The 18,408-nt window shown below is 62.6% G+C and carries 16 protein-coding genes and 1 tRNA gene; 6 read left to right on the top strand and 11 right to left on the bottom strand.

Translation table 11 applies throughout. From position 1 onward, the window contains the following. Window positions 1-103 precede the first annotated feature (103 nt). Window positions 104-1,840: an ABC transporter ATP-binding protein gene (locus KF712_14835; protein ID MBX3742266.1), complete on the top strand. Its 1,737-nt coding sequence runs from the start codon at window positions 104-106 to the stop codon at window positions 1,838-1,840. 58 nt (window positions 1,841-1,898) lie between these two features. Beyond that, on the top strand, window positions 1,899-2,321 hold the full coding sequence (locus tag KF712_14840) for a hypothetical protein (GenBank protein ID MBX3742267.1): 423 nt from the start codon (window positions 1,899-1,901) through the stop codon (window positions 2,319-2,321). A gap of 1 nt (window position 2,322) precedes the next feature. Here the strand turns inward: KF712_14840 and KF712_14845 are convergent, their stop codons facing one another. After that, window positions 2,323-4,119 carry an ABC transporter ATP-binding protein gene (locus KF712_14845; protein MBX3742268.1) on the bottom strand — a complete coding sequence of 599 codons (1,797 nt, stop codon included), beginning with the start codon at window positions 4,117-4,119 and terminating at the stop codon, window positions 2,323-2,325. A gap of 101 nt (window positions 4,120-4,220) precedes the next feature. On the opposite strand from KF712_14845, the gene KF712_14850 reads away from it, so the two are divergent. Together KF712_14850 and KF712_14855 are read left to right on the top strand one after the other, a co-directional pair. After that, complete coding sequence (locus tag KF712_14850; GenBank protein MBX3742269.1) at window positions 4,221-5,210, top strand: CPBP family intramembrane metalloprotease; 990 nt, start codon at window positions 4,221-4,223, stop codon at window positions 5,208-5,210. Then, a complete protein-coding gene (locus KF712_14855) occupies window positions 5,207-5,803 on the top strand; it encodes a DUF1080 domain-containing protein (GenBank protein ID MBX3742270.1) in 597 nt (198 codons plus the stop codon). The genes KF712_14850 and KF712_14855 overlap by 4 nt, the downstream gene beginning before the upstream one ends. Window positions 5,804-5,815: 12 nt before the next feature. Here the strand turns inward: KF712_14855 and KF712_14860 are convergent, their stop codons facing one another. After that, entirely contained in the window at window positions 5,816-6,568 is a 753-nt protein-coding gene (locus tag KF712_14860; GenBank protein MBX3742271.1) for a ComF family protein, read from the bottom strand. Continuing rightward, on the bottom strand, window positions 6,555-7,508 hold the full coding sequence (locus KF712_14865) for a CPBP family intramembrane metalloprotease (GenBank protein MBX3742272.1): 954 nt from the start codon (window positions 7,506-7,508) through the stop codon (window positions 6,555-6,557). The genes KF712_14860 and KF712_14865 overlap by 14 nt, the downstream gene beginning before the upstream one ends. 111 nt (window positions 7,509-7,619) lie before the next feature. Between KF712_14865 and KF712_14870 the strand changes: the two genes are divergently transcribed. After that, on the top strand, window positions 7,620-7,874 hold the full coding sequence (locus KF712_14870) for a hypothetical protein (GenBank protein MBX3742273.1): 255 nt from the start codon (window positions 7,620-7,622) through the stop codon (window positions 7,872-7,874). Between the two features lie 12 nt (window positions 7,875-7,886). On the opposite strand, the gene KF712_14875 is transcribed toward KF712_14870, so the two are convergent. After that, on the bottom strand, window positions 7,887-8,537 hold the full coding sequence (locus KF712_14875) for a DUF4230 domain-containing protein (protein MBX3742274.1): 651 nt from the start codon (window positions 8,535-8,537) through the stop codon (window positions 7,887-7,889). 156 nt (window positions 8,538-8,693) lie between these two features. Between KF712_14875 and KF712_14880 the strand changes: the two genes are divergently transcribed. Further along, window positions 8,694-8,770: transfer RNA gene (locus KF712_14880), tRNA-Arg, on the top strand. Window positions 8,771-8,945: 175 nt separating this feature from the next. Here the strand turns inward: KF712_14880 and KF712_14885 are convergent. The 7 genes from KF712_14885 to KF712_14915 all read right to left on the bottom strand — a co-directional run bounded on the left by KF712_14885 (window position 8,946) and on the right by KF712_14915 (window position 17,396). Continuing rightward, the gene (locus KF712_14885) at window positions 8,946-9,911 is read right to left on the bottom strand and encodes a prepilin-type N-terminal cleavage/methylation domain-containing protein (GenBank protein ID MBX3742275.1); all 966 of its coding nucleotides are present in this window, start codon (window positions 9,909-9,911) and stop codon (window positions 8,946-8,948) included. Beyond that, entirely contained in the window at window positions 9,908-10,618 is a 711-nt protein-coding gene (locus KF712_14890; GenBank protein MBX3742276.1) for a hypothetical protein, read from the bottom strand. Before KF712_14890 ends, KF712_14885 begins: the two co-directional genes overlap by 4 nt. A 13-nt stretch (window positions 10,619-10,631) precedes the next feature. Then, window positions 10,632-14,054 carry a hypothetical protein gene (locus tag KF712_14895; GenBank protein MBX3742277.1) on the bottom strand — a complete coding sequence of 1,141 codons (3,423 nt, stop codon included), beginning with the start codon at window positions 14,052-14,054 and terminating at the stop codon, window positions 10,632-10,634. 61 nt (window positions 14,055-14,115) lie between these two features. Next, a complete protein-coding gene (locus tag KF712_14900; protein ID MBX3742278.1) occupies window positions 14,116-14,871 on the bottom strand; it encodes a hypothetical protein in 756 nt (251 codons plus the stop codon). A gap of 32 nt (window positions 14,872-14,903) precedes the next feature. Continuing rightward, window positions 14,904-15,671: a PEP-CTERM sorting domain-containing protein gene (locus KF712_14905; GenBank protein MBX3742279.1), complete on the bottom strand. Its 768-nt coding sequence runs from the start codon at window positions 15,669-15,671 to the stop codon at window positions 14,904-14,906. Window positions 15,672-15,717: 46 nt separating this feature from the next. After that, window positions 15,718-16,923 carry a Gfo/Idh/MocA family oxidoreductase gene (locus tag KF712_14910; GenBank protein MBX3742280.1) on the bottom strand — a complete coding sequence of 402 codons (1,206 nt, stop codon included), beginning with the start codon at window positions 16,921-16,923 and terminating at the stop codon, window positions 15,718-15,720. Then, window positions 16,920-17,396, bottom strand: a complete 477-nt coding sequence (locus tag KF712_14915; GenBank protein MBX3742281.1) for a cytochrome c — start codon at window positions 17,394-17,396, stop codon at window positions 16,920-16,922. The genes KF712_14910 and KF712_14915 overlap by 4 nt, the downstream gene beginning before the upstream one ends. Window positions 17,397-18,408 lie beyond the last annotated feature (1,012 nt).

An 18,408-nucleotide genomic window follows, 5' to 3' on the forward strand; every position in this document is an offset into this window, starting at 1 on the left:
GTTCCCTTTTCCCCACGGCAATCCAAATTTCCTCCAGCCGCGGCAATAATTTAGCGCGGATTCACAAAGTAATCACATCAGACAGCTCATTCCGCCGTCTTCCATGCAGTCCATCTTCCGTGTTTTCCTCTACCTCCGGAATTATCCGGTCCTTGCATCCGCCCAGCTTTTTTGTGCGGTAGGGATGACGGCGGCGGTTTTCGTCTTTCCGAAAGCAACCGGCTACGTCGTCGACCACATCATCCCGAACCCGTCGCGGCATGGTGAATTTTTATTTTGGATCTGCGTCGCCCTTTCCGGATTCCTCGCCCGCGAGGGCCTGAATGCATTGCGCATCCTGCTGAACAATGTGTTCGAGCAGAAGGTCATCTTCGACATCCGCTCGGACCTTTACGAAAAAATCCAGCGCCTCCCCCTCCAGTGGTTCGATACCCGGCGGACGGGGGACATCATGACGCGGGTGGTGGAGGACGTGACGAACATGGAGCGCGTGCTGATCGATGGCATCGAGCAGGGGATCATCGCGCTGCTGCAGGTGGTGGGGATCGGCGTGGTCCTTTTCATCCTCAATCCCGGTGTGGCGGCCTGGGCCACGCTGCCGGTGCCGTTGCTCGCAGTCGGCGCGTGGATTTATTCGACCCGGGGCCGCGACCGCTACCGCAACCAGCGGGACGCGGCGTCCGACCTGAACGCGTTGCTGCACGACAACATCTCCGGCGTGCGGCAGATCAAGGCTTACGCGGCGGAGCGTGAGGAGCATGACCGCTTCAACCGCTATTCGGACGCGCTCCGCACGGCCTCCCTGCGGATGATGAAATGGTGGGCCATCTATTCACCGGGCATGTCCTTCATACGCATGACCGGCTACGTCCTGGTGCTGGGCTTCGGCGGTGCCAGGGTGATGGACGGCACCATGACCATCGGGGCATTCGCCCAGTTCCTGCTGTATCTATCCCTCTTCTACGAGCCGATCGGCCAGCTCAACAACCTGACCCAGATGCTGCTCTCCGGCCGCGCGGCCGCCGACCGCGTCTTTGAGATCCTGGACTCCGGGGATGAGCCGAACTCGACCGATGGAGAGGAGCTTCCCGCACACATCAAGGGCACCGTACGGTTCGAAAAGGTCTCCTTCGCGTACCAGGAACAACCGACCCTCCACCATGTGGATCTGGTGGCATCCGCCGGGCAGACCGTCGCCCTGGTGGGAGCCACGGGAGCGGGAAAGACGACGGTCCTTTCCCTGCTCGCCCGCTTCTACGAAACCACCTCCGGCACCATCACCGTCGATGGCATCGATATCTCCACCCTGGCGAAATCCAGCCTGCGGGACCGCCTTTCCTACGTGACCCAGGAGCCGTTCCTCTTCAATGGCACCGTCCGGGAAAACCTGCTGCTGGCAAAGCGGGGCGCGACGGAGACGGAACTGTGGGACGCGCTGGAGGCCGCCCACGCCTCGCCCTTTGTGAAGCTGCTGCCGCAGTTGCTGGACACCAACGTGGGCGAGCGGGGGGTAAAACTTTCCGGCGGTGAGAAACAGCGCCTCTCCATCGCCCGCGCGCTGCTCAAGAACGCGCCGATCCTGCTGCTGGATGAGGCGACCGCCTCCGTCGATTCCGAGACGGAGCGACTCATCCAGGACGCGCTGGACCGGTTGATGGAGAACCGCACCGCCTTCGTCATCGCGCACCGGCTTTCCACCATCCAGAATGCGGACCGGATCTATGTCCTCGAGAAAGGCCATGTGATCGAGCAAGGCACGCATGAGGAGCTTCTGGCGCGGGAAGGGAAATACGCAGCCCTGTGCCGGAAGTCCTTCCTTCCCGGTGGACCGCTCTTCTGAGCCCGGCTCCAGCCGTTCCACGTTGACTCTTCCACAAACTCCTGACTGATATGGGGGTATGAAGAAGAAATGGTTCATCGTGCCTGTCATGGCCGTCGCGCTCGCCTCCTGCGAGAAACAGGAGCAGGCCGTTCCGCCAGCCACTCCAACGGCGGAAAAGAAAATTCCGGCACCGACGAAGATAGAACCCGTGGCGGACACAGCGCCGGCAAACCCGCCTGAACCGGCGGATCCCTCCGGTGCCGCCAGCAATACCCCGGAGAATCTCTCTGGAGCCACCGGAAATACTCCGACCCCGCCCTCATCCCCGCCTCCAGGAGATGGAATCCCCGTCGCAAAGCCGGTGGAGGGCCAACCGGGTTTCGTGTTCAGCCCCTACAATGACAAGGTGATCGATGTGAGGAACATGCCTCCCGGCACGCTGGTGGCGGATCCGACTTTCCCCGCCTCGGAGAAGAAGCACTTCCGCCTTCCTCCTTGATTCAGACGGCGTCCACCATCAACTGGCTGCTGATCATGGAGCGGTAGGTGGGGTCTTCAGCCTTCAGCAGGCTTTCATGGCTGCCATCCGCCACGATGCGGCCTTTCTGGAAGACCAGGATCCGGTCCGCGATGGTGATGGTGCTGAAGCGGTGGGCGATGATGAAGGTGGCACGTCCCTTCACCAGTTCCGCGAGAGCCTTCTGGACGTTCTGCTCGCTCTCCGAGTCCAGCGCGCTGGTCGCTTCATCGAGGATGAGGATCGGCGCATCCCTGAGGAACGCACGGGCGATGGCGATGCGCTGCCGCTGGCCGCCGGAGACGAGTTCGCCGCGCTCACCCACCTCCGTCTGATAGCCTTTGTCCTGGGCGACGATAAAGTCGTGGGCGAAGGCTTTCCTGGCTGCTTCCTCCACTTCCGCATCCGTCGCATCCAGCCTGCCGACACGGATGTTCTCGGCGATGGTGCCGGTGAAAAGCGCGGGCATCTGCGGCACCACCGCGATCTGGGCGCGGAGATCCCTTTTCGCATATTCCCGGATATCGACACCATCGAGGGTAATGCGTCCCTCAACCGGATCATAGAACCGTGGGACCAGATGGGCGAAGGTGGATTTCCCCGCACCGCTGGGACCGACCAGTGCCACCACCTGGCCGATGGGCACCTCGACATCAATGTGGCTGAGCACCCTCTCCTCCTTGTAGGCGAACGAGACATCCTCGAAACGGATGCCCTGCGTGGGACGCCCCAGCTTGGACGGGGATGCGGATTCCGGAAGGCGGTCCGGCTCATTCAGGATATGCTCGATGCGGTCAACCGCCGCCTCACCCTGTTTGAAGAGGGAGTGGATCATCCCCAGCTTTTTGACCGGCTCATACGCCATGTAGAGGGTCATCCCGAGGAAAAGGAAATCATCCAGCCCCATGCCCCCCTTGACCCCGAAGTATAGGGACGCGGCGAATCCGGTGGCCGCGACGAACTCGATGGAGGGAGAGATGGCCTGACGGTAGCGCACCACCTTCATGTTCAGGCCCAGGATCTTGCGGACCTTCGCCGCAAAAGTCGTGATCTGGCGCTGCTGCAGATTGTAGGCCCGGATTTCCAGCGGAGCCTGCAGGCTCTCCGCCAGGGTGGCGGTGAGATCCCCGCCCTGCCGCTGGAGCTGCCTCGCGCGGCGGGAGAGCTTTTTCCCGATCATCCGGATCACGGAAACGCAAAGGGGCACCGTCACCAGGGCAATGATCGCCGTCGAAAACCGCCTGTCGGTGAATGCCTGGGTGGCCAGCACGGCGATGGCCGAAATGAGGGTGGCCGGCTGCTTGATGAGGTCACTGGAAGTCTGGGCGATCACCTGCCGGAGCAGTTCGGTATCGGTCATCAACCGGGCCAGCAGGTCACCCGAACGGTTCGCCCGGAAGAAGGAAAGCGGGAGCGTCTGCAGCTTGACGAAGAGATCTGTCCGGATTCCTTCCGAGACACGGAGGCCCACATAGTTGATGAGAACGGAGTTCGCGTAACCGGCCAGTGCCCGCAGCAGGAAGATGGCGGGGATCCACATGCAGGTGATGAGCAGCAGACGGTTCTGCGAAATGCCCTGGAGGCGATCCTGGAGCCATATCTGCCACCAGGCGGTCGCCTCATCCCCCGGTTCACCGAAAAGGACGGGAAACACGATCTTCGTCACCAGCGGAAGTCCGGCACCGGATGCGAGCGCATAGATCAGGCCCGCGACCACACCACCCGCGAAGATCCACTTCACGGGCAACAGGTGGCGGTAGTATGGGAGGAACTTTTTCAACGGGCGGCCCGCAGCCTCTCCGGCTTACCCCCTCACGGCAAGCGCGTTTCCGCATCCCCGTGCTGGACAATCCGCCCACAGCCCACGAATCATCCCGCACCATGCGTTTCCTGAAATCCGAGGCGGGTGCTGTCGTTGTGTGGCTCATCGGGACCATCCTCCTCGCGGCGATCCTTTTTCCTTGGATCCACCAAGCTGGCCAAGCCTTCGGCGAATACGGGGCCAATGGGAATCTCAAACCGAGGTTGCTGGATAGCTGGGCGGAATCCGCCCGCAACGCCGACTCGGAGAAATATTTCTCCCGCTCCCTCTATGCCGCGGTGCTGCTGCTCCTGCCGTGGCTGATCCTCCGGCTGAGGAAGCTCCGCAGCGGGCCCGCTCAGGATTCCGCCGTTCTCCGCAAGCTGCCGTGGAAAACCCGGCTGATCCATCTGGCTTCCGCCATCGTGCTGGCCGCCGGGATGCTGTGGCTGCTGGGAGGCGCGCTCCGGATGGCCGGAGCATTCGCCGCGGACCCGGATCCGGCCGGCTTTTCCCGGGTCATCTCCAAGGCGTTGATGCCGGCCTTCTTCGGCGCGGTGATCGAGGAATGGCTGTTCCGCGGGCTGCTGCTCGGCATCTGGCTGCGCATCCTCTCACCGGGGAAAGCCCTCTTCACCGTCTCCTTCATCTTCGCCTTCGTCCACTTCCTGGCTCCCCCGGATGGCTCGGACATCGCGGATCCTGCGGCTCCATTCGCGGGCTTCCAGATGCTTGGCCTGATCTTCGGGCACTTCCTGAATCCACAGTTCATCGCCGCGGAGTTCCTTGTTCTCTTCACCGTCGGGCTGATTCTGGGAGCAACCCGGCTGCGCACCGGCTCCCTGTGGTTCCCCATCGGCCTGCACGCCGGATGGATCTTCGCGTTCAAGAGCTTCAACATGCTCCATATGGAACTGGAATCGTCCCTGCGCCCGCTGTGGATCGGCGAGAGCCTGCGCTCCGGCCTGCTGCCGCTGGCTACCCTTCTGGTTACCGCCGGGATCTGTCATTTCACTTTGCGCGGCACGAAAGGCGGGGATGATGATCCGCGTAACCGAGCAACCATATGAAAACCCTTCTGTTCTCCCTGTTCGCCGCGGCAACCCTCCACGCCGCCCCGCAAGCCATCTTCGACGGCAAATCCCTCGAAGGCTGGAAGATCGAGGGCGGCCCCTATTGGACCGTGAAGGAAGGCGTTCTCATCGGTGAGAGCGACAACTCCGAGCACAAGAAGAAGGGCTCCAATCTCTGGACGACGAAGGAATACAAGGACTTCGCCATCGAGCTTGAGTTCCGCTACACCAGCAAGAACGTCACCGACGAACGCGTGGACTCCGGCGTTTTCATCCGCAACTCCAGCGACCAGATCCAGATCGGTGTATCCGGCTCGAAAAAAATCGACCTTACCGGCTCCCCCTACATCGGGGCGAAAAAAGGCTACCCCATCCAGGCTGAAGGAGTCGAAGAAGCGATGAAGGCCGGTGACTGGAACAAGATGAAGATCACCGCCAAGGGCCAAGTCTACACCGTGGAGATCAATGGCAAAAAGGTGAGCGAATACACCTCCGAAAGCGCCAGCGAGAAAGGCCCCATCGGCCTGCAGGTCCATGGCGGCACGCTGATGAAGGTGGAGTTCCGCAACATGTCCGTCGAGGAACTGTGAGCGGCCACGCGGTCACCCGCGCATCACCGTCAGAACAAAGACGCTCCTGAAGCCAGCCTTCCGGAGCGTTTTCGCGCAGGCATCCACGGTCGAGCCGGTGGTGAACACATCATCCACCAGGATGGCGCCATCTTTCCGCGGCCATTTCTCACCGGCCCGGCGGGATTGGAAGGCTCCACGGAGGTTTTTCAGCCGCTGCGCACGCGTAAGGTGGGTCTGCGCCTCCGTCATGCGCACGCGCTTCAGCGCCCGCAATACCGGCAACCCGGAGATCTTCCCCACCGCGCGGGCGATCTCCTCCGCTTGGTTGAAGTAACGCCACGCCTGCCGGCGGGGATGCAGAGGCACCGGCACCAGCGGCCATTTTTCCTCCATCGCCTTCCGGAACCTCGGGTCCTCCAGCCCCTCCGCCGCCAGCCTGCCCAGCTCCGCCGCCAGATGGATGCCCTTGCCGTATTTCAGCCGGTGGATCATCGCGCGGGTGCGTTCGTCCAGCATCATGGCAGGGCGGGCGAACTCGAAGGAAAACCGGAGCGTGCTGCAGTTCGGGCAGGTGAACTCGCCGTCGATGCTGCCCTCGAAATGTTCCCCGCAGCGCGAACAGAATGGCGGGACCAGCCTGGGCAGCCCCGCAGCGCACCCAGCGCACAGTGTCCTGCCGCCGGACTGGATTTCCTCACAGACCGCGCACGCGGAGGGATAGAGCCAGTCCAGCAGGCACCCGAACCACCTCCCGGCCCGCCCGCGCCAATCAGGCCCCGCCATCCAGCGTCTCCTGTTTTGAATCCGTGACGAAATAAACCAACGCCCCCACCACCAGCACCCCCGCCAAGGGAATGAAGCCATGCATCAGCGAGTCACCCGCCATCAGCCGCGCCAGCGGATCCACCCGCGGCACCGGTTTCGTCGCAGCCTGGAAAAGCGCATTCGCGAGGATCCACCCCATCTGCAACCCCGCCGGCAGCCACAGGGATGCGGTGCGCCACCGCGCGTAGCCCAGCACCCAGCCCGCCGCCAGCAGCGGCAGGACGCTGCCCAGAAGAACCCCGGGATCCGCCGCCCTGCGGGCCATCAGCCCCAGCAACTCGAACCCCACGCCGGAAGCGTCCGGATCCGCGATGGCCAGCTCACTGGAGGGATAAAGGAATGCCACCACCGTGAACAGGACCGCAGCCAGGGAGATGGCGGCGAAGGGTTTCACCGCCCTCAGGAAAATGCCCAGCGCCACCCCCCGGAACAACCATTCCTGGATGACCACACCGGGGAGCAACCATGGCAACGCGCCCTGCACCAGCTTCAGTGGCTCCTTCGGCGGACCTTCCCACGTGAATGACCCCGTCGCCACCAGTCCGTAGCCGATAAGCAGGAAAAACCCCGCCGCCAGAAGCAGCCCGGTCCCCCACTCCAGAAGTCCACGGCGGTTGTTCGCCAGCGGCTGGCCGATCTCCCGTCCCCGTGCCTCCCGCTTCATCGACAACCACTCGGCGAATGGAATGAACAACAGCAGCGCCATCCCGATGATGGATGCCAGGAAGAACACGCGGAAATCCGCTTCTTCGCAAATACGCCCCAGCCATTCCAGAAAACCATTCGTCCGTTTCACCGAACTGATTTCCCCCAGCGCCTTCCCCGCGTCGTAGAGAACCGGGGACACCCAGGCCCCCGCAGCCACCACGGCCGCGGCATAGAGCCAGACTTTCAGCACATCTCGGACAGCACCGCCTCTCACATCGCCGAGACTGCCGGATTCCCGTAAAAATGGAAGCCTTCCCTATTGAATCTTGCATCCCCCTCCCCCGCTCCTGACTCTCCGGCCATGGAAGCCCACGAATGGAACGAGCGCACGGATGAGGGCAAACGCTTCTACCGCGCCACCTGGCACGCCGACAAGTGGACCATCATCACCACCCTCAAGCACGAGCCCCTCTGGAACACCCTGGAGGAAGTTCCGGAGGAAGTATGGCGCGAGCTGCGCGACATCGTCTGGCGGAAATACCAGCGAAAGCGCGTGCCGTGGGAACGCGTCGCGGAGATCGACAAGATCCTCGGTGACGAGCCGCCGGTGAACTGACCCGCCCGCTTTTCAGGGAATCTTCTGCTCCACCGACACCTCATCCACGCCCATCAGGTCCCGCAGCCGGGTTCTCAGCGTGGACTCCACCGTTTCCAGCATCCCGCTGCGCCGGGCCTCCTCACGCATCTGCTCCCGCAGTTCCCGCAGGATCTGCGCGCGGTCCGCGGGCTGCACCTTGTTCAGCCAGCCGCTCTCCTCGCTCAGCACGTCGAAGTCCACCAACTCCACCGAGAGGATCTCCGGCTTCGGAAAAGCCGCCACCGGCCTGCCACGGTCCATCCGCAGGGAAACCCCGGGTGTCAGACGGTAGCCACCCTTAACCTGGTAGTGCCCGCGGACGATGAGCTTTTTCGTTCCCAGCGGCAGCACCGCGAATTTCTCGCTCCGCTCGATCGTCCGCGTCGCGCTCATCCGCATCTCCAGAAGCGAAAGCTCCGAAATTTCCGTCGTCTCCACGATTTCCGCCCGTCCCTCGATGATCCGGGTGTCCTGGTTCGTGATCGCCCCCAGCACCGTCTCCAGGTTCCGCTGCAGGCTCGCCTTCGTCCCGGAAATCGCCCGGGTGACGGGCAGCACCACCAGAAAGTAGGTCCCCGCGATGACCGCCACGGCGGTCACCAACCGTCGCAGCGTCTTCCACATTTCAACCCGGTGCGGCATGTCCGAATCTATAACGCCCCCACCGTCCGCCAACTGTCTATTTTTCCCCCACCCCCGCCACCGGACAATCCACCTGCAGATTCCGAAAAATCCTTTCCGAATTTCTTGACACACGGGCGAAAACCGGGCTTCTTTCCGGCCCGCGCTTGCGGCAACGCACTCGTAGCTCAATTGGATAGAGCGTCTGACTACGGATCAGAAGGTTTGGGGTTCGAGTCCCTACGAGTGCGCCACTCTTTCAACCCTGCAATTCGATGAGTTGCGGGGTTTTATTTTTTGAACTGAGATCCAGCGCCTTTCCAAAAGCCTTACTGGCCGACGCACCTGAAACAGCCCAAGCGGTCGCAGGGCAACCTGCCGGATCGCCACCTCCCGAGAGGCCGAATCGTCCCACTCCGCCCTTGGGCATCAACCCCGGGTAATCGGGACAAACTTGGAATATTGATAGGAGTTCTTCTGCACGAAACCGGCCCGTTCGGCGGCGGAGAGGAATCCGCGCCGGCGCATCTGTTCGATCCCGAAGTCGGTGAGGATGGTCATGGAGATGGAAATCCCGGAGAGGGTTCCCTCGGCGAAGGCTTCGGCGGTGATGTCGCCTCTTGCGGGAAAACCGGCCTCGATCCTGTTGCCGAAGACTCCGAACTCCGGCACCGATCCCGGGCCGTTGTTCCGGCCGACCTGGAGCGGAATCTGGAGCGTCCGCTTCCTCTTCGCGCGGTCCTCGACATCGACATGGAAAGTGACGGTGAACTGATAGACGTTCTCGCAGACGAAATTCCGCAGATCCCCCATCCGGTTGAGATGGCCCTGGAAGGCGTCCGGCAGATCCGTCTTGCCGAGAAGACCGTTGATGGTGTCATCAGGATTCACGATTTTCCGGTTGAGGACGAAGGACGCCAGATCCCCGTTGCCGCCGCCCACGGTGGGATCCCGGTACTGAAGCTCGTAGGCGATGGTGGAGATGTTCCCCTCCTTGCGCGCACCGGCATCGCCTGCCTTTCCATCGTAGCGGTCCATGGCGGCGGAGAAGAAGAGGAGGCGCGCGGCATTCGGGCTGACGGTCGCCCCATTCGGTCCTCCATCGGGTATCTTTGCCTCGGCGGAGAGCCACTGGAAGGCATTCCCGTCCCGCATCACCAGGGCTTCCAGGTCACGGCTCATCGCTTCCGCCATGGCCACCGCCTGCCGCGACGCGCGGACCTCCGACCGGCTGCGGCTCCAGGTGTCCAGGGCAACCCCGGAGACGGACACCATGACGACCACGATCAAACTGGTGACGGACATGGCTGCCATCAGCTCGACAAGCGTGAAACCCTTCCGGGGCCGCGCCGTCCGCCCGCGGCCACCACACTGCATGGCGTCCGGCGGGTTCATGGAGCGGCTGCGGTTTCAGGTTGCAGGACCGGCTGGAAATAGCGGCGTATGGTGAGGAAATCCTTCTCCGTCTTACCCGGCATCAGGAACACGGTGCCGCGCTGGCTTTCCCGGTGGCCCCAGATGGAACTGTAGACGAGCTGCTTCCCCCTGGCGATCTGGACGGGAAGGTCGCGCACGTCATTCCGCTTCGCCGGCCGGATGATGGTCATTCCCGAGGCTTTGATCGCAATCACGTCCCGGTCGAACGCGGCGGAGTAGGCATCCTTGGTCATGTTCACCACCCGGTAGCCGCCCGCAGGGAGATTCTTGATCGAGTTGTCCATCACCTCGACCTTCCAGGAGTCCTGGCTGGCCGGGTTCTCCACGAAGATGAGCAGAACCTCCCCACCCTCCGCGGGCAAGGTGGCGACGGCGACGGGTTGCGGTCTTTTTTCCGGTGGCAGGTCCAGCTCGCTCCGCTCCCGGTGAAAGGCGATCCGCCGCGGTCCGACATAGCTTTCCGCCGCGGTGAACCCCCGTTCATAGGCTTCCATCGTCTTCGGCCCATCCTTGGTCACGAACCACAGGCCATCCACCTTGCCTTTCCAGCTCAGTGTGACGATCTGCGCTTTGAGGAAGTCCTCTTCCTGCGCGAGGGCCATTCCGGAGAGGAGCAGGAGTGCCGCGACCCCTCCATGGATGATTGATCCGATCAATGATTTCATTTGGGGCAATGGGTTAGACTTCATCACGCCTGAGCCAACGGAACCCCGTCAGCACGAACTTCCTTCCGAACTTGCGGTCGTTTTCCGCCAGATTCACGGAGGGATCCATGGGTTCCGGCACGCGCTGGACCACGGCTTCACACCACGCCTGCGCCGTGATCTTTCCATGGCGGTCCCTCGCGGTACCCGTCGTACGGATGGTGAATGTGTCCGAACGCACGGTCAGCACGGGAGCCAGCGCCTGGAGGATGTCCCCCTGGAGGATGAAGCCGGCATATCCCGTGCCCTTCGACTGGCCGCCGAGGATTCTTTCGAAATGCTGGCCCTGGGGATCCGCCGCTTTGTCCGCAAAACCGGCGAACCGGGAATTCACCCCGACGCCCCCGCTGTCGAGCGCCGTCTGCAAAGCTCCGCTCAGCCGGATGTCCGGCCCCTTATATTCGTCGCTGGCCGGGGTTCCGCCCGCTTCCTTCAGCGAACGGTTGACGAAATCCCCCATGCTGCGGAACGGGCCGCGTGCCCTCACCTGGTTGACGATCTCCCGGGAAAGGGCGTCCAACTGGTCGTCGTCCAGCTTCTGGAATCCCTTCCACACATCCCCCTGTCCGCCCGGGTTGTTGGAAAAGCGGCTGAACACGACACCGTTGGACTTCTCCCAGTTCTTCGACTTCGTCGCAGGGTCGAAGACCGGCAGCTTCAGGTCCGCCATGCCGGCGAGCACCGCGCGCCATGCCGGGACGGAGGTGGAGTTCACGTTGAACGCCCCCTCGATCGCCAGATGTCCGGCGAGTTCATCCGACATTTTCTCATTGCCGGGATCAATGACGTCCTTCTTCTCCAGATGGGCGTTCCGGATTTTCACCCGCGCGTTCGGAGCGGAGATCTCCCCCCTTGCGATCTTCCTGAAATCTTCCGCGGAGAACAGCTTGTCGTCAGCCGACAGACCGGAAAGGAAGTAGCGGTCCCAGATCTGTTCGTTGACCAGATAGGAGATGTCGAAGGTCCGCAGCCCGACATCCCCGTTCCCGCCGTCAGGACCGAGGAAGCGGGTATTCACCTTCTCTGCCAGCGGAACGCGGATGTCCGCGTAGGAATTCCCGACAACGAAGCTGGGTTCGTGGTTGTAGCGCGCCAGCACCGCGTGCTGGAACTGGCCGAGCGACAGCGGCCGTGAATGGGGCAGGTCGAAGCAGGCGACGTAGGGCTGGTGTCCGTCGCCATGCCACATGGAGTAGCGGAAAATATCCGACGGTGGCTCCGGCGGCGCGCCCGGCATGAGGAGGCCGCGTCCGTTCGGCCCTTCGCCCCGGAACGGGCTGACGACGTTCAGGCCCATGCCACCGTGGGAACCGTCCCAGCGGCTGTTCATGTTCGCCGCCCTCACGTTGGAGTCGATGAGGTTGCGGATGTTCTGGCCGGGCTCACCCTCGGTCGAGCGGAGGGAAAATACCCACGAGCCGAGCGGCTGGCTGGAGTTCCGGAGGCTCTCCGCAGGCATGGGAGGGATGTCCTCGATGGGCTCCGGTGCCATCAAGGGAGCTTCCGGCTGCCAGATGTTCGTGGAGCGGGACGTGCCGACCATGCCAGTCCCGGGCTTGAAGCTGAACCAGTTCCCCGCGGTGTCGGTCCAGCCCCGCTGGTTGTAGGTCTGGTCGCTGAGCGACAGGGAAACGACGCGGATCCTCGCCGACCCGGCGACATCCAGCCTCTCGAACCTGGCGTTCAAGGCGGGGGGTGAACTCGCCTGTTTCGGCAATGCCATCTGGAAATAGCCATCCTCCCCCCATGCGGACTCCAGGGTGTAGTTCAACGATGCGGATGCCCCTCCGCGGAAACTCCGCGACGGGATGGTGGCTTCTTCCTTCAGGGAAAAGATCCGCAGCTCTCCGGGCCGGAGATCCACCTCACTGGTGAAGAACGTGAGCAGGTCGCTGTCGTCGGAGCGGCCATACCAACCCGTCATGTCCACCTCCATGTTGAACGGACCTCCGGGAAACGTCGTCCGGTCGTCGATCTCGATCTTCAGGATCGGCGACATCTCCCATTCCACCCGGTAACGGTGGTGGCGGAACGTGACGTTGTAGGGATTCCAGATGCCGATGACCGGCTTGAATTCGAGGATGATGGAATAGGAGCGCTGGCCGTCCGGCCGGACCCCCACGAGCCGCGACTTGAGGCGGTAGGCCACCTGGAACCGGCCCGGGACGGGAGCCACGTAGTTGTTGTTATGCTGGAGATCGGAAGTGTAGATGGGATCCAGCGACCCCGAGGTGTCGATGTATTCGGTATAGGGATCCCAGCTGCTGCGGCGCGCCTGGATGTTCGCCGGAGGATGGGGCAGGATGAAGGGAAACGAGTCCGCCTGGGTTTCGACCTGCTTGTGGAGGTTGTAGTAGTGACAGAGGATGCCCCAGTTCGGACCGGCATCCTTGTTCCGGTAGTTCCTGAATTCGTCGGAGATGTAGAATTTTTCCGGAGACGGCCCCGGGCCGCCGACGGTGTGCTGGTACCCGCCTTCCGTGGTCACCACCACTCCCGTGACGCTTGCGGCGGGCGTGGTCTGGGAGGCTTTCTTCCGGCCGAACCACCGTTCGAACACACCCTCGTTCTCGAAGGCGAGGGTGAGGTCGCGCTTCAGCCCGCCTTTCTTCGCATCCGTCAGAAGACCGCGGCTGTGAGCGGTCAGGTCGTGGAAATACCTCCGGTGGAAATCCGGAATGCCCAGGTTCAGCAACCCGGCCTGCTCCAGCGAGAGAAGATGGCCGAACTTCGAATCATCCCCCGGCCAGCCTCTCTTCAAATCCGCCGACGCATGGCCGATCGAATTGCTCTGGGCCACCCCCGCAGCCAGATACAGCTCCTTGTCCGAGCTGGCATCCCTGTACGGATTCTTCAGGTCGATGCGGGCTTTCACGCCTTCATCCGCGATCCAGAACGCGTAGCTCCCTTTTTCCCCGCCATTGAGATGCACCGTCGGGGCGAAGACCTGCTGGTCCGCGGGCAGCTCCGTCCCGAAAAGCAGGCTGCCGTCCTCCTTGGTCAGCTTCTTGTCAGGCAGATGATTCCCGGAAGCTGGAGCGCCCGCCTTTCCGGAGCTGTTCCCACTGACCAGATAGACCGGATCCCCTCCCTCCGAATCCCACACCGCGGTCCACATCGGATTCGCAACGGAACTGTCGGGCAAGTCCGCGCGTCCGGTGATCTTCTGGTCCGGTCCCGCATGCTTCTGCAGGTCCGAGATCGCAAGAAAAAGCGCGAGGCGCGCGTTCGCCTGGGCCACGGACATGGCATGCCCCTGCTGCGATGAACGGATCGTGACCGCACTCAGTGAGAGCACCCCCATCACCAGCACGGCGAGCAACGCCATCAGGGTGATGACGGTGACGAGCGCAAAGCCGCGGGGCCGCAGGCGTTCGGGTTTCACAAGGGGGCGCATGGGGAATTTCGATCGGGTCGGGGTTTTTTGCCAAATTCTCCCTTTGGTGGGGCGGGGCCTATCACCCGCGCCTGCGGCGGGAGATCCCCGCGAACAGGCCGGCCGCTGCGAGGAGCGCGGCGGAAGGCTCCGGGATGATCCGGACCTGGAAGGCATTCAGCAGCGCGACGTTGGCGGTGGGAGCCGCGTAGGCGTCGAAGACGAAATCCTCACTGGTGCTGGTCGCGGTGAACGTCCCGATCACATGCTGACCGAGGTTTCCCGCCGTATTCCCCACGTTGTAGTCCACCAATGGACCGCCCGCCCCCCGGTCGAGATGACCGAGGCCCAGAATGGCCGGATCATTGCTCCGGCTGTCGCTGATCCAGACCTGCACCTCATAGACAATCCCGGCCGTCAGGCCGTTCAAGGTCAGCGCATAGGCATTGAAAGCGGCATCATTGGCAACCCCGGATCCCGACCCGCCGGTGGAACGGATGGATTGGCCGAGGAGCGCCTGGTAGGAAGAACTCAACGTGGTGAAGACACCGGAAGTGTGGCTGGAGTCGGCCGCGGTTGCCCGTCCGGTGCTGGGACTCAAAAAATCAAAGTTATAGGCTCCCGCCACCGAGAACGTGTTCGAGTTGGTGAACTGCACGCCGTTCACCTGCGTTGTTCCGGCCGCCGTGGTGAAATTGTAGGCATAAAGGGATGTTCCGTTGATGGACACATTGGAGTCGCCGGTGATGTTCTGCGCGGCTTGCCAGGTGATCGCACCTTGGGAAACGGAAGCGAGCGACAGGATACAGGCGGACAGGATTGCGGTTCTGATTTTCATCTGAGGCTTTGTTTTGGTGGGTGGGGAGAATCTCAGCGGCGGCGGCGGACGAGGCCGAACAACCCGAGGACGCCGAGAAGCGCGGCGGAAGGTTCCGGAACCTGGCGGACCTGGAACGCATTGAGCAGAGCGACGTTGTTCACCTCCGCGGCGGCGGTCTTGAATTCGAACGACTGCGACGTGCCGGTGGCCACGAACTCGCCGATCACGTATTGGCCGATGCCTCCGGCCGCATCACTCGTGTTGTAATCCACCAGAACACTTTCATCCAGATGTCCGAAACCAAGGTAGGCGGTGTTCGCGTTGCGGCTGTCGTTGATCCAAATCTGGATCTGGTAGCTCGCTCCGTCCGTCAATCCATTCAATGTCAGACGATATCCGTTGTAGTAGCCATCATTGGCCACCCCGACACCCGCCGGATTGCTGGGACCGTTGGCAGTCCCTCCCCCGGTCCGGATCTCCCGTCCGATGAGAGCCTTGTAGGCAGCGTCCAATCCGTTGTATGCTCCCGAACCAAGTGACACGTCGGTACCGACGGTGATCGTGGTGCTCGGGGACAGGAAAGAAAAGGTGTAGGATCCGGCCACCGACGCGGTGTTGGTGTTGGTGAAATTGACCGTGTTCACGGTCGTCACCCCGGTGTTCACATTGGTGAAGTTGTAGGCATATACCAGATCCCCGGTGGTGGAGATCTGGGTGAGATCATTGGCGATGTTCTGGGGAGTGTTCCAGGTAATCGCTCCGGAGGCCATGGAGGCGAACGCGAACGAGGCGGCGATGGGTTTCAGGATACGGTTCATTTTCATTATATGGGGGTTTGTCGGCCGTTGTCTGTGAACGTGGGGATCAAAGCAACAGGAGCGGGTTTCTTTTCTCGGTGAGAGGGAACTCGACGCGGGCGCCGTGCCTGCGGTGGGACTCGAAGGCGGCGAAAACCATCTCGATGGCCAGCCGGCCATCCCGGGCGCCGCAGAACGGCTGGCGGTCCTCGTCCACGGCGGCGAGGAGATCGGTGATGGGCTTCCGGTGGCCACGGATGAGCTTGAGGATGCCGCTGACCGGCTCCGGCTTCCCCACTCCCGCGCTGGTGATGGGAATCCATTCACGGGGACTTTGGGGCGGTGAATGCGGACACCCCGGAACGAGGTGGGCGAGCGGCTGTGACTCCGGGTAATCCTCGACGGAGCAGCGGATGTCGATCAATCCGTTGTTGCCGATGATCTGCATGCCGAAGCTGGCTTCCTTCACATTCGCCTCCCGCAGGCCGTCGTAAAACACGGGGATGCCACTCTCCGTTTCATAGCGGACATGGATTTCATCCCCCGCGATGGGGCCGATGCCTTCCTGGCCTTCGGTGAGGTCGCCCTTGGTGACAGGGAGGCCATTCTGGAGGATGGTGGCCTGGCAGGCCGTGGGCTTGCCGGCGAAAATCACCGACAGGTTCAGGAGGTGGGTGCCCAGAACCCAGAAGTCCTGCAGGCCACCGCGCTTGTCCTCTTTCCCGCGCATGCGGATTTCGAGAACCTTGCCGATCCCACCGGATTCCATGACTTGCTTGATCGCCGGGACCGCAGGGTGGTAGCCGGTACGGTGGGAGATGGTGAGCTTGGCCCCGGTTTCCTCCAGCGCCGCGATCACTGCATCGCACTCGGCGAGGTCACGGCAGAACGGTTTCTCCATGTAGATGCCTTTCGCGCCGGAGCGGATGGCGGCCATCAGCATGTCATGGTGCTGGTCGATGTGGCGCGGACCGATGGCGACCAGCTCCGGACGCACGGTCCGCAGCATCTCATGGTAGTCGGCGAAGCCACGGTCCACCCCCAGCCGCTTCAACGCGGCCTCCAGACCTTTCTCATGGGCATCCGCCACGGCGACGATCTCCGTCTCCGGCACATTGAGCCAGCCGGTGTCGATCCCATGGCCGTAGTCCCCCCTGCCGGTGTGACCGATGATGCCGACCGTGGGGCGGCGACCGGGCGCAGCGCTCCCTTTGGCCAGCGCGGCGCCAACGCCTGCGGCCAGTGTGGAGCAAAGGAAGGATCTGCGTTTCATTTTTCCAGGCTCTTGATGAAGAGGATCAGCGACTCGATCTGCGCGTCGCTCAGGATGCCTTCGTAGATGGGCATGCCGGCTTCGATGTTCTTGAATTCCTTGGGCACCTTCGCGCTCGGGTTGAGGATGGATTCACGCAGGTAATCATCCCCCACCTTGACCTTGCTGTTGTCGGTCAGGATGCGCTCTTTTCCGTAAAGTCCCTTCCAGGTTGGCCCGACCTTTCCTTCCCGGCCGCTGCCGTCGATGCTGTGGCAGGCCATGCAGCCGGTCATTTCGTAGAGACGCTTCCCTTCCGAGACGGATGGTTTCTCCTCCTTCGCCACCTTCGCCTTGCGCGGGGTGAGATCGACCTTGATCCGGCCGAACCCCTCCTTCTCCGGATCAAAGGAGGCCAGCTCATAGGGGGTGAAGTACACGCTGTTGGTCAGCGCGGCCTGGTCCGCCGACTTGATGCCCCAGCCGAGGCGCATCTGCATCACGCCGTCCTTCATGTCCGGCAGGCCGACGAAAACCGACTTCCGGTCCTGGGAGAGATACACGCTGCTGGCCGTCATCCACTCGCTGCCAGGCTTGCCGTCCAGCTTCAGGTGCGGGGATCCGTACTTCGAAGTCCTGCGGTAGTTCCACCGCTCCACGCTGAACACATCGGGGGAGGAAACGGACTTTTCGTCGAGCGGGGAATCGAACTCCAGGAGGACGCCTTCTTTCGTCGCCGTGCATTCCTTCAGGACCGCTCCCGGGTTCTTGGTATGGCGCAGCCTCGCCAGACCGCTGATGCGTGTCGCGGTGGTGCCGAAGTTCTGGAAACCGGTGACGTAGAGCTGGCCGTCGGCAGGGTTCATCGTTCCGTTGAGCGGGGCGAACTCCAGGTCACGGGAGATGGAGATCGCCGCCCCCTGCGGCTTCGTGAAACGATCACTGAAAAGAATCTGGAAAAGCTCCGGCCGGTTGAAGCCGATGAGGATGCATTCACCGGCCAGCGGACCGAAGCGCGGATCGTTCGCCCATACCTGGGTGACCGCGCTGGGGTTGACCGGATGGGGGATCCAGACGACGGGGTCCGTGATGGGAGCCGGGTATTTCTCCTTCGGAAGCATGTCCGCCAGGTAACCGTAGTATTGGTTGTCCCGGATGATGTGGACCGGGGTGGAGGGGATGTAGAATCCTTCCTGGTCGCTGGCGGTGACGAGACCCGTGACGGGATGCACGCCGACGAAGGGCTGCCGCAATCCCCAGCCGAGCGTTTCCACTTTCCTGCCGTCCGGATAGACACGCAGCACTTTTCCGCTGTCCTGCGCCAGCGTCGGCCCCCTCTGGCCGCCCTTGCTGATGACAAAGGATCCATCAGGAGCCAGCTCCATGGAGTTCGCGTATTCGCGCGTCTCCGCCGTCTGGCCGAAGCGGTTGGAGACCAACTGGTGTTCGTCCGCGACTCCGTTGCCGTCATGATCCAGAAGCCGCCAGATGCCGTTGCGGTCGAAG

It is taken from the genome of Akkermansiaceae bacterium (assembly GCA_019634595.1).
GTDB lineage: Bacteria > Verrucomicrobiota > Verrucomicrobiia > Verrucomicrobiales > Akkermansiaceae > Luteolibacter.